Source organism: Rhizocola hellebori, assembly GCF_016862955.1.
GTDB lineage: Bacteria > Actinomycetota > Actinomycetes > Mycobacteriales > Micromonosporaceae > Rhizocola > Rhizocola hellebori.
In genome coordinates this window covers 131,114-146,408 of record NZ_BONY01000002.1, presented here as the reverse complement: position 1 = coordinate 146,408, position 15,295 = coordinate 131,114, and the positions used below count along the sequence as shown (strand labels likewise).

Sequence of the window (15,295 nt, the reverse complement as noted above, 5' to 3'; positions counted from 1 at the left end):
ACCATGCGCGGGCTGCGTGTCGTTATCTTAGTCACGCGAGCGCAATCCTCGTCGGGCCAAGGGAAACACGGTGAAAGCATGACGTACCGGAAGGTATTTGATCCCGCCAGCGAACCGGCGCGCCCCACACTGGGCGCCTTTCCCGGCGACGACCTTGTCTACGTCTTCGACAATGAGCGCATGGTGCTGGCCGTCAATGTCGCCCTGCAGACCGGAAGGCCGCTGCTGGTCTTCGGCCCGCCCGGGTCCGGCAAATCGACACTGGGTCCGAATATCGCGCGCATTCTCGGCTGGAACAGCCGCACCGAAGTGATCACCGCCCGGACCGAGCCGGAGGACCTGCTGTGGCGCTTCGACGCATTGCGACGCCTCAACGACGCCCAGGCCGGGGCGCTCAAGCCGGAGATGGACGCCTATTTCTCCCGTGGCGTGCTGTGGGAGGCGTTCGCCGACCCGCAGGGATTTGTCGCGATCATCGATGAGATCGACAAGGCGGACCCTGACGTGCCCAATGGCCTGCTCAAGCCGCTGGGCACGCTTTCCTTCGAGACCCCTTGGGGGCAAACGGTTTCCGCCAGCACCGGCCGGTCGCCGCTGGTCGTGATCACCACCAACGATGAGCGGCAGCTCTCCGGGCCGTTCCTGAGGCGATGCATCACGATCAGGGTGGGCCATCCCACCACCAAGCACCTGCTCAAAGTCGCCGAATGTCACCTGGGCGAGCACTACGACCGTAGCCTTGCGCTGCGGGTCGCCGCCGAGCTTGAGCAGGCCGGCCGCGACGCGCCACAGCGGCCGAGCACGGCCGAGTTCCTGGACACTCTGGTGGCCTGTATCAAGCTGGAGATCAACGCCGACGCCGCCGAGTGGGAACTGTTGCGCGACGTCGCCTTGCTCAAGCGTCGCGGCAGCGACGATCTGTCGCGATGAGCTCCCATCGCGGGGCGCTGGCCGACTTCCTGCGCACCGTCCACGCACTGCAGATCACCGATCCCGGCCACGCGGCGCAGGTCGCCGCGCTACTAGGCCTGGGCCGGCCGCCCGAGGCCACGCTGGTGTCGCCGGTCATCTCGTCGACCCGGGCCGCCGTCGCGGCCAGCGACGCGGCCACCGCGACGGCGAGGCAGGTCAACGACATCGAGCCGCGGCCGGTGACGAGCGCGGGCTCCGCCGGGCCGGGACAGTCCGCGGAGCCGGCCAAGGAGCAGCCGGTCGCCGTCGCGAGGCAGGTCGCCGGAGAGGAGCAGGCGTCGCTGGCGCGTTCCAGGGTGCCCGATCGCGCCATACGCGTATCCGTGACCAGGACCAGCGGTGCAAGCGCCGGCCTGCGCGGGGAGCAAAGCCCTGGCCCGAACGCGGCGGGCTGGGTTGGGGGCGTTGCGGCCCAAGGAGTGCAGAGCTACGTCGCCCCGTGGCAACGGCAATGGGCCTCCGGCATCATGCTCGCAAGCACCGCGACCATGCAGCCGGCGCGCACGCTGGACATGGCATCGGCGGTGCGCCGGATCGCCAAAGGCGAGGTGATCAGGCGGCTGCCGCTCGGCCGGCGGCTGACCGTCAGGCTGGGCATCCAGCTGCTGATCGACCACGCCGAGGCGATGAGTCCGTTCGCCGCCGACCGCGCCTGGCTGGCCGAGCTGGCACAGCATGTCGTCGGCCAGGACCAGGTCGAAATCGTGCGCTTCCGTTCCATCCCGGAGGTCGTCGCGGTCGGGCCGCCGCCCCGGTTGATCTCCTACCCGCCGCCGATGCCAGGCCTGCCGGTGGTGGTGATCTCCGACCTTGGCCTGATCGGCAACCGCTTCGGTTCTGCGGCCAGGGTTCTGGCCTGGTGGGAGATCTTCCTGAACCGCTTGTCCACCATCAATCCGATAACCGTGATTTCACCGTTCCCTAAGGCCGTCTATCCCGCGTCGGTGCGACGCTGCGCGCTGATCGTCCCGCTGGATCATCGGCTGACCATGCGTGAAGTGCTCAACTCGGCCTCACGGTTGAGGGGGCGGTTCCGGGCATGAGTTCCTCCGACGCCGACGAACTGCTCGCCTCGACGCCCGCTGACGTGGTGCGCCTGGCCGAAGCGGTGAGCCTGTCGGCACGCATCGATGCCTCTTTCCTGCGGCGGGCGCGGCTCCAGTTCCTGCCCCAGGCGACCGCGGCGGCCGAAGCCGGGTTGTGGTTCTCGGCGCTGTCGCAGGCCCACGGCCGCTCGGCGATGTCGCTGGTGCCTGAGGTCGCCCAGCGGCTGCGTGGGCTGCTCAGCGCCGACCCGGAACGGATGCATCGCATTCAGCGGTTCACGGCGGCCGCCCATGACGGCGCCGAACCCACCATCCTCCTGATGGAGAGCCTGATCTGGTCCGGGCTCACCGGCGAGGCGATCGCGCCCGCCCAGGCCAGCGCCATCGGAGCGCTGATTGAGGCGGTGCTCGACGACTCCGCCGCCTCCGACGATCTGAGCCGCTGGCTGCTGTGTCACCTGCCTGCTCTTCCCGAGGCGATCCGGCGGGGCGGAGAGGTGCGGCTGCTGGAAAGCATTGCGGCGCAACGTCTTGGCGAGCCGCTTCCGGCCGGCCCGGCGCCGCCAGGGCTGGCTGCCCTGAGCAGCAGGCTGCTGCGCGAGATCGAGCTTGGGGTGACGCTGCGCTCCGACGGCGTGGAAATCAGCTGGCCGCCGGAACCCGGCAGCCAGATCATCTCCGCCGCGGGGCGGGCCACCGTGCGCCTTTCGCTTCAGACCGACCTGCCCCACGCCACCGGGGCACCGGTGCAGGTGGTGATCCGGCAGGGAAAGACGTTGCTGCCGTGGGGAGTCCGTCAGGTCATGAACGCTCGCGGTCACGCCGAGGCAAGCTCGCTGTGCCGCCTGGACCGCAAACTGGCGGCCGTCTCGGTCACCGGCACCGAGGTGTGGGTCAGCGAGCACGGGACGGTCGAGATCTGCGACGAACAGGGCCGCTCGCTGGACCGCCTCACCCTGTCGGGGAAAGGCATCCCGCTGGCCGCGTTCTCCGCAGACGGATCCCGCGTCCTGATGGCGTGCGGCCTCGAGGCCGTGTTGTTCACGACGCCCAGCCGAAGGCGCAAAGCCGTCGCCCAGCAAGCATTTTCCGCCTCATCGCCGGTGCATGCCATCGCGATCAATGCCAGGGCGACCGCGGTTGCCCTGGCCACCGACACCAGAGGCGAGCTCCATCGCCGGGGCCGCAACGGCTGGGACAAGTCCTGGCTCTCCGACGGGTTTGATCCTCGATGCCTTGCGTTCGATCGTGTCGGTCGGCTGGGTGGGGTTTCGCATATCGGCCAGTGCACCTGGGGCCTACAGCACGGCATCCCTCCGTGGCCGGACCTCGCCTACCGTGAGAACAATGTGATTACCGCTGCGGTGGGGGAACCCGGGTGGCTGGCCTGGGCCAGTAGCGATGGGGGAATCGCGGTGTGCCGCGCGGAATCGGTACCCAGAAAATTGGGGTTGGCGCCTTGGCAGGCCACCTCAATAGCGTTGACCCAAGGAGAGGCGCCGACGGTGTACGTCGCCGGCAACGACTCGTTTTTGCTCGCCTTCGCCGTCGACGCGCTCCCGAGGCGCATCGGGATTGACTTTGTGGGTAAGCACATCGCCGCGCATGGCGACCGGCTGACCGTGGTCGGGGCGGGCGGTCCGGTGCGGATCGAGTGCGCCGACGGCACCGGCTACGTTTTGCGGCCAGCCTCGCCGTTCGCCGACTTCGAGAGGGACAGCTGGGCCAAGGCGTCGCTGGTGATCCGCGATGTCATGCCACTGGTCAGCGAGCCCGACATCGTCTTGCGGGCGGCGATGCTCGCCGAAACCCTCTCACCGCTGCGCGGAGCCGCCGCGCTCATCGGGTTGTCGGCCCCCGACAACGCCACGCAGGCAAGGTTTCCCAGCGATCTGGAGATGCCCGCTGGGCTGGCGCATGTGGGGGAGATGCTCACCATCGTTGCCGCCCTGCACAGCCGCGGCATCCGGGCCTTGGTGGAAGTGGACTGCAGGTACGGCGATCCGGTGCCTGCGTTGCGCAGGTGGTTGCGAACGCCGATCGACGGCGTCGTGCTGCTCGGCGGCGACTCCACACTGCACAGCCGCATCGGAAGAACGGTGAACCGTACGGAACAGATTGTCCTGGAGGCACAGACCATCCAGGTGAGGCCCGCAGCGGGCGAACGCTGGATCACCGCGGCCGCGCCGGTGTTGCGTGACATGGCCGCCATCGTGGAGCCCACCTTGGATGCCACCTTGACGCACTGCCCGGCCGACGTCGCGCTGGGCCCGACCGACCTGCTGATCCTGCTGGGGCTGCCGGGGATGGTCAGTGTCTCCGCCCAGGCGGTGGCGAGGCTTGCCCGCCAAGACAAGCAGCGCCTGGAATTGGCGCTGTCGGTCCGCGCCAATGAGATAACCATGAAGCTCGCCACGAGGGTCACCGTGAGCAGCGGCGCGGAGATCATTGAGATCACGCACTTCCTCGTCGGCGAGACCGTCGTCTGCCTGGCCTCCCTGACCGGGGCGGCACACAGTCCGCCTGACGGGTATGTGATTTTCCCGCCAGAGGGCCATGTGCAGCTGTCACCGAACGATCCGGTGGTCTGGTGCAAGAGGTCGGGGGGCGAGGCCGATGCGTAGCGGTAGCCCCCGGATCTTCGTCAGCTACAGCGCCTGCAAGCAACCCGGGTGCCTGTGCCAGGCTGCCCGCGACTCCACGGTGCGGCTGCTCGAGACCACCGGGTGCGAGCCGGTGGTCGATCAGTTGTTCCTGGAGCCCGGTGAGCCTTGGCATCCAAGGATTCTGCGCGAGATGCTCACGTGCGACGCGGCGGTCATTTTGCTTTCCGAACACGCCCTTGAGTCGAAGTATGTGCATGAGGAAGCTATTGTCTGCCGGCTGCTGGCCGAGTACTCCGACGGCAGGTTCGCCATCTTGCCCGTGCTCATCCCGCCGGCCACCCGCGCCCGGCTCAAAGAGAGCCCGCTTGGTGCGGTGGAGCTGACCGATTTGCAGATGGCGCAGTGGGAATCGGAGCAGATCTCGCCGCCGCCCGCGCTCAAGCAAGCGGTTGGCGATCTCCAGCTGTGGCATCGCGTGCTTCCCGAGCCGCGCATCTACGAAGTGGTGTCCAAACATGTCGGCCAGGCGCACCGGCACGCGATAGAGGACGCGGCCGCGATGCTTGAACTCCCGCCGACCAGATGGCTTAGGCATCTGCCCGATCTGGTCGCCGTGGAGCTGCTCAAGGAACGGCTCGTGGAAACCAAGGCGGACCCGCTGCGGCTGGCCATGAAGCGTCTGTTGCCCACCGTCCCCGCGGACGGCCGGCGGGAGCTCATCGAGCGGGTGGTGCCCTTCGCCCGCATCCCCACCGAGACGGCCCGTCAGCTTCGCCACATCGCGGGCCAGCCCACCGCCCGGATCGCGGCCATCCAGGCGGCACACCCGCTGACCCCGCTGCTGTATCTGCGCAGGGCGAGCGACTTTCATCATGTCTGGGCCCATTTCGAGCCGTCGCCGGGGTCGCCCGGAAACTTCGCCGCCGACCTGGTCAGCCAGATCCGCGAGTTCCTGGTCGACACCGTGTCGTTCGGGGTGCCCTGCACCGCTCAGGAGCTCGACGAACTGCTGCACCAGCATGAGGACGAGGATGGCCCGATCGCCATCGTCATCAGGTTCGGCATCGATGTGGAGCTGCGCGATCGGCTTTGCCGCGAGTTCCCGACCGTGCTGTTTCTCTACGTCGAAGACCATCGCGCGCAGGAGGACCAGCTGTCGGTGCGGACCCTGGCCCCGGCACAGGAGTCGGCACTGATCCGCACCTACAACGAGCTTTGCCGCAAGTTCGGCGGGCAGGCCTAGACCGACTCGCGGCGCGCTATCCACATGGTGTGCTCACGCGAGATCGCCTCCTCGGCGCTCGCCGCCGCCAGCGCCCACATCTGCTCCCCGGTCACCTCGGTCAGCTGCTGGCGGACCGCGCCAAGCTCGCGGCAGGTCAGCGCGTAGGCGGCGGCCAGCGGCCGGTATTGCTTGAGCTGCATCCAGGCCGTCGCCGCGGCGGCGATCGCGGAGGCGGCGCCGAGCCCGTCGTAGCTGACAAACCCGAACGCTTTCAAGAACCCGGCCCCCAACCCGAGCAGGGTGGCGCCGATCGCGGCGACTATCCACCACCTTGCCGCGCGCGCATAGAAAGCTGCTTTTCCTTGGTACCAATCGCACTCGGCGTCGATGCGGTCGGTCAGATATGCGCGGCGCCGCACCGGCAGATCCGCGGCCCGCAACCGCCGCATCGGCTCGGTGATGGCGGTGCCATCGTCGTCGAGCATCACCTCGGCCAGGTCTGAGCGCAGCGCGCGAACATCGGCGGCGAACCGGTCGTCGGCGTCGGTGTCGTCGGTGAAGGGCGCGGCCCGCACCGCGTACTTCCAGGCCAGCGTCTTGAGCGACTCGGCCGCGGCCCGTCCCCTGTACCAGGCGCGTTGCGGGTTGCGCAGGGCCAGCCACACGGCCGGGAACATGGCCAGGGTCAACGAGACCGCCGCGGCGAGCGCCCCGAGATGGACCCCGTTGTCAAGCTGAACATCGACCCCGCCGACGAGCGCGCCCGCGCCGAGCAGGGCCAGCTGAAGGGCAGACCATCGCGTGGTCGAACGCTGAGCCGCCATCGAATAATCCGACGCCAGCCGGTATCGCTCCGGAAGGTCCACACGCGACAGGCTGAACCCGACGCCAACTTGTCCAGGGGTGGTGACCATTGACCCAGTCTAGGATTTCGGCGCAACCGTTCACGGTGCGGGGGATCCGCCGCACCGTGAACGGGGAGGCTGAGCGGTTAGGCGTAGGCCTCGAATTCGTAGATCCGCGTCGCGCCGCCCGCGGTCTGCTGGGCCGTGATGACGTTGAGGCGCAGGTAGCGCGCGGTCACCGTCACCGTGTGGGTGGTCACACTCGCAGTGCTGGCGCGAGCCTGGACCACGGTCGACCAGGTGGACGCGTCATTGGACACCTGAATGTCGTAGTCACGGGTGTTCCAGGTGGTGCTTTCGCCTCCAGCGCCGGCGTGCCGGATGGTGAACGAGGTCAGCGCGAACGGCTGGCCGAGGTCGATCTGCAGGAACTTGGTGGCCGCGGTCGAGCAGAACTTGTCGGAGTTGCCGCCGGACACGCTGCCGTTGACCGCCTTGGGCGGTGTCTCGTTGCTGTTGCACGCCGCCGATCCGGTGGCCGGCTTGCCCAGCGCCACATTGGACGGTCCGGTTCCGCCGGTGTCGAAGGAAGGCGGAGCGTCGGCGGCCGCGGCGCCCCAGGTGGTGTTGGCGGTGGTGCCGAGGGTGTAGGACAGGGTGCCGCCGTTGGCGACGAAGGACTCCGGCAGCCATGCCCTGTTCGACGAAGCGCCGTTGACCGTCAGGCTTTGCACGTAGAAGGTGCCCGAGGCGGCCGCGGGCGCGTTGATGGTGAGGTTGACGCCGTTGCCGCGGTGCACCACGATCTGCGGGAACAGCGGGCTGGCCAGCAGCAGCTCGGCGCGGCCCGGGGTGAGCGGATGCATCCCCATGGCGGCCCAGACGTACCACGACGACATCGCGCCGAGGTCGTCCTGACCGGGGATGCCGCCCGGGGTGGCCGACCACAGCGTGTTGACGACCTGGCGGATGGTCTGCTGCGCCTTGTACGGGCTGCCGGAGAAGTTGTAGAGCCACGGCGAGCCGATCGACGGCTCGTTGTCCATCTCCGCCTTCAGCCCACCGGCCCCGGTCAATGCCCACGAGCCGTCGCTGTTGTGGAAGAAGGTATCCAGGCGCGAGGTCGCGGTGGCGTTGCCGCCCATGCGGTCGAGCAGTCCGCGGGCGTTGTGCGGCACCATCCACGTGTACTGGGCGGCGCTTCCCTCGGCGAAACCGCTGCTGCTGGACGCGTTGAAGGAGGGCCAGGTGCCGTTTTCGTTGCGGTCCTGGATGTAGCCGCCGTTGCCCGGGTTGAACACGTTCTTCCAATACTGGGCGCGGGCCAGGAACTGTTGCTGCACACTGCTCTGGCCGAGCCGGCCGGCCAGCTGCGAGATGCCGAAGTCGGCGATCGAGGTTTCCAGGGTTTCGCCCGCGCCGCCCCAGGCGTTGCCGTTGGTGGGGATGTAGTGAATCGACAGCCACTTGTCCAGCGACGGCCGCTCGCCGACCACCATCACGTTCCAGCCGTCGCGGCTCAGGTCGGCGGCGGTGACCGTGGTGGCGGCGTTGATCATCGAGGTCAGCGCGCCTGAGGCGCTGAAATTGGTACCCCCAAAAGAATAAATGCTCGGCAGCGCGGCATGTGCCGGATCGCCTGTCATCACATGGGTTCCGCCCTGGGCATGCGTCCATCTGTCCCAGACCCCGTTGTTCTGGTTGGCCTGATTGAAAAGCGACTGCGCGATGTCACTGCCCACGTCCGGTCGCAACAGAGTCACCAGTTGCAGCTGGCTGCGATAGACGTCCCAGCCGGAGAAGTTGGCGTATTGCGCGCCCTGCCCGGCCGAGAGGCTGTGCAGCTGCTGATCCATGCCCATGTATTGGCCGTTGGTGTCGCTGAAGATGTTGGGGTGCAACAGCGAGTGGTACAGCGCGGTGTAGAAGGTGGTCAGCTGGGCGGTGGTGCCGCCGGTGAGCTCGATGCGGCCGAGCTCGGTGTTCCACGCGTCGGTCGCCCGTTGCCGGACGGTGTCGAAAGTGGTGCCGGAAGGGTTCTCCGCGTTCAGGTTGGCCTGGGCGTTGGCCTGGCTGACGAACGAGATGCCGACCCGCACGTTGACTGTCTGCCCGGAGGCGAAAGTCACGTAGCCGCCCGATCCGCGCCCGGCCACCGGCCAGCCGTCGGTGCCGTAGGTGGTGGCGCCGCTGGCCGTGGTGGTGTTGGGGCGCAACGTGCCGTCCTGCCAGGTACCGGTGGTGGTGAACGGCTGATCGAAGACCGCGTAGAAGTGCAGCGTGTAGTAACTGCGCCGGCCGATCGCGTTGATGTAGCCGCAGAAGTTGCCGCTGGTCACGGAGCCGCTGATGGTCCGGGCCGCGGTGTTGATGGTGGTCGACGCGGCGCTGCTGCCGACCTCCGAGTTGGAGGTGCGCACGAGCAGCGAGGCGGTCTGGCCGGCCTGGTAGGTCAACCGGCCCGACCCGGTCCGCGCCGTCGCGGTCAGCTCGACGTTGACCCCCGAGCTGAGCCCGACCCGGTAGTAGCCCGCCGTCCCGGTCTCGTTGGTGTGGGAAAAGTTGCTGGCGTACTTGGCATCCGTGGTGTCGGCCGTGGGCGAGGTGTCGACCGTGCCGAGGTAGGGGAAGAACGGGATGTCGCCGTAGGCTCCGGCGCATCCCGTCCCGGACATGTGGGTCAGCGCGAAGCCGCGGATGCGGGTGTTGTTGTAGCCGTAGCCGCCGGGCTGCACGGTGCGGGTCTGGTTGCCGGCGGTGTTCTCCGGGCTCCACTGCACCATGCCGAAGGGGGTGTCGGCGCCGGGGAAGGTCTCGCCGCTGTTGCTGGAGCCGATCAGCGTGTTGACGAAGCTCGCCGGGTTCGGCACCGCCGCAGCCGCGGGGGCGTTGGTCGCCATCGACATCGTCGCCACCAGCAGGCACACTAGCCCTGATGACAACGTTGTCTTAATGAGAGGCATAGTCGTCTCCGGATGTCGAGGGATATTGACCCATGTCTAGTTGTTGCGGTGCAGGTGGCGCCAGGCCGGAAATTTCGGGCCTTGGCCGGCGCTCGCCCACCGGGTTACGTTTCGAGGTTGGGCGGTGCCATGGATAGCCAGGTCGAGCTGCTGCTGCGGGCCGGGCCCTTCCACGACACGCTGCGGGCGGCGATCCGTTCCCGCGGGCTGACCCTCGACCGGGTCCGCTCCCGGCTGGCCGACAGGGGCTGGCCGGTGGGGCTCTCCACGCTCAGCGGCTGGCAGCACGGGCACACCAGGCCCGCCTCAACCGGCCCGGTGCACGCCCTGGAGGAGGTTCTTGACCTTCCGCGCGGTGCTCTGGTCGACCTGATCCCGCGCAGCGATCTCGACGAGCGCAGCGGCGCGCTGGGCGAGCTGCTCGACGACATCCCGGGCGCACGTGACCGCAGCGTGGATCTGCTGTGCCAGCACGACAAGGTCAGCGTCGACGCGAGCAGGCGCTCGTCGCGCATCTGGTCGCGCATCGTGCTGCGGGCCCGGCGCGACGGGGTCGACCGGTACGTGATGCGCTTCTTCGCCGATCCGGGCGCGGACCCGCTGGCCAACCCCGCAGACCAGGTCGAGTTCGAGGCGGGGGAGAACTGCCGGCTCGGCGAGGTGCGCCGCCACTCGCGGGCGCCGGTGATCGTCGCGGAATTCCTTTTTGGACAGAGGCTGCGCGCCGGAGAGTCGTGGGTGTTCGAGCGGCGCATCCACAACCCGTGCGGGCCGCCCAGCATCGTGCACGCCTGCGCGGTGCGGCATCGGGTGGAGCAATATCTGCTGCAGGTGCGTTTCGACCCCAGCGTGCGCCCGGTGGACTGTCACGCGTTCAGCCAGGCCGACCTGTACGAGCCGCCGCGCCGGATCGGGGCGCTGCCCCTGAGCACGCATCACAGCGTCCACCTGATCGGCACCCCGCTGATCACCGGTGTGCACGGAATCGCTTGGCGCTGGCCGAGCTAGCCCCTCCACCCATAGGTTGAGGTAAATGCCCGCGGGGGGTCCGCCCGCGGGTTTAGGGGAAGGTCCCACTGCCGGCAGACGGCATCGGCCGCGTTTCACGCCAACCTGATTTGTGTACCGCCCAGCCAATTCCCCTTTAAGGAGAACTGAGATGAGTACACAATCACGCATCGCCGGTCTGGCCGCGCTCGCCGTCGTTCTCGCCGGTGGCCTGCTGACCGTGAGCACCACGGCCGCCACGGCCAAGCCGGTACCGGCCGCCCCGACCGGCGGGGTGCACAAGGCCCCGCGTTCGGCGTTCATCGTCGACGGGGTGCGCTACGCGCCGCAGCAGATCTCCAAATTCGACGGGCGAGCCCTCTACTTCGTGGTGGATCTGGCCAAGCCCGACGAGATGGTCGGCTTCACCGACAAGGCCGCCTTCGACACCGCGGTGGCCGCCACCAAGACGATGGGGTCGGGTGTCGGGGTGCAGCAGGCCGGCCAGTACGCCACCCTCTACTCCAACGACGAGCTGACCGGCGACGCGATGAGCCTCAACTCGCCCTACGGCATCAACTATCTGGCCGGCGTCAACCGCGGCTGCGGCCTGTTCGGCTGCGCCGGCAACTGGGACAACGTCGCCTCATCGATCTACGTCAACGGCCGCGTCTCGATCTACGACGACATCGAGTACCGGGGCAGCTGGCTCTACCTGGCCGGCACCGGCTGGGGCAACCTGTCCTGGTGGGGCTTTGACAACATCACCTCCTCGATGAACGTCTGGTGGTAACCCGCACACCGCACAAAGCAGGGAGCCGGCGTCGTGCCGCCGGCTCCCGAAACGCTTGTGTTACCAGGTTTTCGGTTTGACGAAGAGCGCCACATACCAGTCGGCGGTGAGGTATTCGGTCCACACCGAGATGAGGATGGGCACGCCTTCGTGCACGCCGAGGTCGGCTGCGCCCTTCTCGTTGGGGATCAGGTCGAAACCGCCGTACCCGTTGTCGTAATCCCAGAAGACGTGGGCCCGCCGCGGATGGCCGTTGACCTCAATGTGGATCTTTCCCGGGGTCTGGGACCCCACGTTGACGTGGAGATATGTGCCTACCGGCAACGTGACCGTGGCGGTGGTCGGGCTGTGGGGACCTAGCACGGCGGCAGGCTGCTCAGATATGTGGCGGTCCAGCGGTTTGAGCCGTTTGGGCCGCGGTGGCAGGGGTAGCTGCTCGAAAGGCACCAGCTCGGCGAAAGCGAGGGTCAGCGTGCTGTCGGGCGGAATGGTGTCGCCGTGCAGGATCTGCAGCCGCAGCGAGATCGTCACCGGTTCGCCGATCTTGAGTCTCGCGGTGGACGCGTCGTCGCTGTCGGTTCTGGTGCCCAGCCGCTCCGGCTCGGCCGAGCACGGGAAGTCCTCGAAGATCTTACCGTTGAGCTGGACCGACACCTTCGCGACGAAGCGCACATCGCGGGTGTCGCAGCTGCCGCTGACCAGATAGTCCAATGTGGAAGGTATCCAAGCGGTGGTGGTGACCCGGTCCAGCTCGGTCAGCTTCGCCGAAACGGTGTCCCTGATCAGGTACCCCTGAATATGCTTGGGTGTTTGGGTTCTGGTGGGAGGGAAGACGTTGCGCAACAGGCTGGGCGCCACGGCAAAGCCCGCCACCACGGCAATGATGATCGCGATGGCGCCCATCACTTTGTGCTGGCGGTGCTGGCGGACCCGCTGGCGCACAGCGGGCAGGCGCTCGATGCTCGCCGGTGGGCGTGGCACCGGGAACTCGGCCAGCAGCTGTGGGTCGAGGCGCAGCTTGGCCAGGCCGCGGTTGGCGTGGCTCTTCACCGCGCCGAGGGAGATGCCCAGGGTCTGCCCGACCTGCGCCTCGGTCAGATCCTCGAAGTAGCGCAGCACAAGCACAGCACGTTGCTGGCGGGGCAGGCGATTGAGCGCTCGCCAGATCTCGTCGCGCGTCTCGACTGACAGCTGGCCGCCCGGCTCGCCCAGCTCCGGCAGCCGCTCGGTGGGACGCTCGGCATGCCAGCGCCGCCGCCACCACGTCTTGTAGGTGTTGGCCAGGATCCGGTAGACGTAAGGCTCGGGGTCGCCGTCGATGCGCTTCCACACCGACCAGCTGCGGGCCAGCGCCGTCTGCAGCAGGTCCTCGGCCATGGCGTGATCGCGGGTCAGCAGCGTGGCCACCCGAAGCAGCCCCGACGAGCGGGTGGTCACGAATTCCTCGAACGTGCCGGCCTCGGCCATCTCTCCTCCTGAGCGGTGTCGTAGACCCTACTCATCGGAGGCGCGGAAAGGTTTACCGCTTGGGCGAGAAGATGCGCGGGGAGGGCTCACCCCTCCCCGCGCGGGTTGGCTACAGACCGTAGCGGCTCTTCAGATGCCGCCAGAAGTCGCGCAGCATCCACTTGTCGAACTCGGTGATGGTGGTGGCGCTGCCCGCCTTCATGATGAAACAGCACTGGCCGGTGGGGGTCCAGTCGTAGAAGTCATCAAGGCCGTAGGTGTGGCCGATCTCGTGCAGCAGGATGTGAATGTTGTCGGTGTTGACGTTGTTCACCATGTACTCGCTGCCGATACGCTGACCCCAGTCGCCACCGGCGCCGCCGCCGAAACCTGCGGTCAGCCACAGCGAATGGTCGTAATGCCGCGCCGCACCGCCGGGACAGGACGAATAGTTGCCGTCCTGGTGGAAGAAACGCCCGCACGGCTCGCTGCACTGCGGCGCGTTCTCACGGATGTTGTTGACGTAGATATCGACGGAGTTGTCGGTCCACTGCAGCGTGTTGCGGTCGCGCACCGCCCAGCCGACGACCCGTACCGGGACAGCCGCGTAAGGGAAGGCGTTGTGACCCGCCATCACGTCCATCCACTTCTTGTACGAGCGCTGCAGCGCCGCGTGGATCTGGTCGCGCTGCGTGGCGGACACCGGGGCGCTGGAATCCCAGCGCACGCAGTAGTTGATGGATCCGCGGTTGGCCACCAGCTGATCCCAGCCGTAGTTGCGGAACCCGTACAGGTTGGAGTAGGTGCTCTCCACATGGGACCACACCTCGTTCAGCGGCTGCACCAGGTTCGCCGGCGGGTTCCAGCCGCTGGGGGGCGGCGGCGAGGTCGACGGCGTGGGAGACGGCGTGGGAGACGGCGACGGACTGCGGGTCGGGGTGGGGGAGGTGGTGGGGACAGTCCCGGTACAGGTGACGCCGTTGACAGCAAACGAAGCCGGGACCGGGTTGCTGGTCGTCCAGGCACCGTTGAAGCCGAAGGACACGCTGGCGTTGGTGGCGACGTTGCCGTTGTAGCCCAGGTTGGAAACCGTGACCTGGCTTGCGCTCTGGGTGTAGCTGGCGTTCCAGATCGAGGAGACGGCCTGGCCCGCGGCCGGGAAAGTCCACCGCAGTGACCAGCTGGTGAGCGGATCGCCGAGGTTGGTGATGCTGACGTTGCTGGTGAACCCGCCGCCCCATTGCGACTGGATGGTGTAGGTGACCCGGCAGCCGGCGACCGCGGCCTGCGCGACCGTGGCGGTGGCGACCCAGCTGAGCAGCGCGGTGCCCATCGTGGCCGCAATCGCGGCGACGAGGACACGGCGATGTCTCGACGTGTGCATGCATTACTCCGAGAAATTCGGGCGGGGCAACTGTTGTCGGACGCCCCACGTGGACTGGACGTTCGACACGGCACGAGCGCCCGTTCTCGGCACGAATCGATACACGTCAGCCTAAAGCCCACCCCGGTCCGGCACAACCGTTCGCTGACGTAGCAGCTCAAGCAGCGGATCCGTGTCGCTGGTGGCCACCGCCTCGACGCGGAACACCAGCCGCGGCTCGGTGATCGGCACGCAGCCGACCCCGGCCGTACCGGCCAGATGCTGCGGCAGCAGCGCCAGCCCATGCCCGGCCGCCACCAGGGCCAGCAGCGTGAGCACGTCGTCGCCGTGAAGCCGGGTCGAGACCCGGGCCGGCATCGGCCACAGATCGCTCAACGGCACCGCCGCCCCGGGCGCGTCGATCCAGAACGCCCCGCTCAGATCGGCCAGCGCCAGCCCGGACCGGCCCGCCAGCGGATGATCCAGCGCCAGCGCCACCACCACCACCTGTTCGGCCTGCCCGACCGGAAACCGGTGCAGCGGCCCGAAATCGTTGAGCCGCAAGGGATCGCTCGGCGCGGCCAACCCGGCCACCAGTCCCGCGCTGAAACGTCCGGCGGCGACCCCGGCCACCACCTCGTCACGCGGGGCGCAGGTCAGCTCTGCCATCGCCGGCAGCAGCGCGGCGAGCCCGGGAACCAGCGCCAGCGAGGTGACACCCAGATGCATCGCCGGTTGCGGGGCGACCGCGCGCGCCACGTCGGCACGGGCCGCGGCCAGCCGCAGCAGGATCGGGGCAGCGTGCTCGAGCAGGCGCTGGCCGGCTAGCGTCGGCGCGACCGGCCTGCGCTGCAGCACCGGCGTGCCCAAATCGGACTCCAGCACCGCGATGTGCTGGGAAACGGCCGACTGGGTGTAGCCCAGCCGCTGCGCCGCCGCCGAGAAGGAGCCCAGCTCGGCCACGCAGACGAAGGTTCGCAGAAGATGCGGGTCCACGCCCATCAGTGTTGCTTATCGAAGGACCGCGAATCATCGTTGGTGCTTAAGTC

General features: G+C 68.1%; 11 protein-coding genes. 6 read left to right on the top strand and 5 right to left on the bottom strand.

Annotated features, from left to right (window positions below):
• Positions 1 to 78 precede the first annotated feature (78 nt).
• Genes Rhe02_RS02540 through Rhe02_RS02525 form a run of 4 tightly spaced genes read left to right on the top strand, consistent with a single transcriptional unit; the run spans position 79 to position 5,867 of the window.
• Positions 79 to 930, top strand: coding sequence for an AAA family ATPase (locus tag Rhe02_RS02540; protein WP_203906387.1), 852 nt, complete (start codon positions 79 to 81; stop codon positions 928 to 930).
• The gene (locus Rhe02_RS02535; RefSeq protein ID WP_203906386.1) at positions 927 to 2,015 is read left to right on the top strand and encodes a hypothetical protein; all 1,089 of its coding nucleotides are present in this window, start codon (positions 927 to 929) and stop codon (positions 2,013 to 2,015) included. Before Rhe02_RS02540 ends, Rhe02_RS02535 begins: the two co-directional genes overlap by 4 nt.
• Entirely contained in the window at positions 2,012 to 4,642 is a 2,631-nt protein-coding gene (locus Rhe02_RS02530) for a hypothetical protein (RefSeq protein ID WP_203906385.1), read from the top strand. Before Rhe02_RS02535 ends, Rhe02_RS02530 begins: the two co-directional genes overlap by 4 nt.
• On the top strand, positions 4,635 to 5,867 hold the full coding sequence (locus Rhe02_RS02525) for a toll/interleukin-1 receptor domain-containing protein (protein ID WP_203906384.1): 1,233 nt from the start codon (positions 4,635 to 4,637) through the stop codon (positions 5,865 to 5,867). Before Rhe02_RS02530 ends, Rhe02_RS02525 begins: the two co-directional genes overlap by 8 nt.
• On the opposite strand, the gene Rhe02_RS02520 is transcribed toward Rhe02_RS02525, so the two are convergent.
• Positions 5,864 to 6,763: a DUF4231 domain-containing protein gene (locus tag Rhe02_RS02520; protein WP_203906383.1), complete on the bottom strand. Its 900-nt coding sequence runs from the start codon at positions 6,761 to 6,763 to the stop codon at positions 5,864 to 5,866. The genes Rhe02_RS02525 and Rhe02_RS02520 overlap by 4 nt on opposite strands.
• Before the next feature lie 77 nt (positions 6,764 to 6,840).
• Positions 6,841 to 9,657, bottom strand: a complete 2,817-nt coding sequence (locus Rhe02_RS02515) for a GH92 family glycosyl hydrolase (protein ID WP_275411035.1) — start codon at positions 9,655 to 9,657, stop codon at positions 6,841 to 6,843.
• A gap of 129 nt (positions 9,658 to 9,786) precedes the next feature.
• Between Rhe02_RS02515 and Rhe02_RS02510 the strand changes: the two genes are divergently transcribed.
• A complete protein-coding gene (locus Rhe02_RS02510; protein ID WP_203906382.1) occupies positions 9,787 to 10,665 on the top strand; it encodes a hypothetical protein in 879 nt (292 codons plus the stop codon).
• 151 nt (positions 10,666 to 10,816) lie between these two features.
• Entirely contained in the window at positions 10,817 to 11,437 is a 621-nt protein-coding gene (locus Rhe02_RS02505) for a hypothetical protein (RefSeq protein WP_203906381.1), read from the top strand.
• Positions 11,438 to 11,497: 60 nt separating this feature from the next.
• Here the strand turns inward: Rhe02_RS02505 and Rhe02_RS02500 are convergent, their stop codons facing one another.
• From Rhe02_RS02500 to Rhe02_RS02490, 3 genes are all read right to left on the bottom strand, one after another.
• Positions 11,498 to 12,904, bottom strand: a complete 1,407-nt coding sequence (locus Rhe02_RS02500; protein WP_203906380.1) for a SigE family RNA polymerase sigma factor — start codon at positions 12,902 to 12,904, stop codon at positions 11,498 to 11,500.
• Positions 12,905 to 13,013: 109 nt separating this feature from the next.
• Complete coding sequence (locus tag Rhe02_RS02495; protein WP_203906379.1) at positions 13,014 to 14,267, bottom strand: cellulose-binding domain-containing protein; 1,254 nt, start codon at positions 14,265 to 14,267, stop codon at positions 13,014 to 13,016.
• A 111-nt stretch (positions 14,268 to 14,378) separates the two neighbouring features.
• A complete protein-coding gene (locus Rhe02_RS02490; protein WP_203906378.1) occupies positions 14,379 to 15,242 on the bottom strand; it encodes a LysR family transcriptional regulator in 864 nt (287 codons plus the stop codon).
• Positions 15,243 to 15,295: the final 53 nt, after the last annotated feature.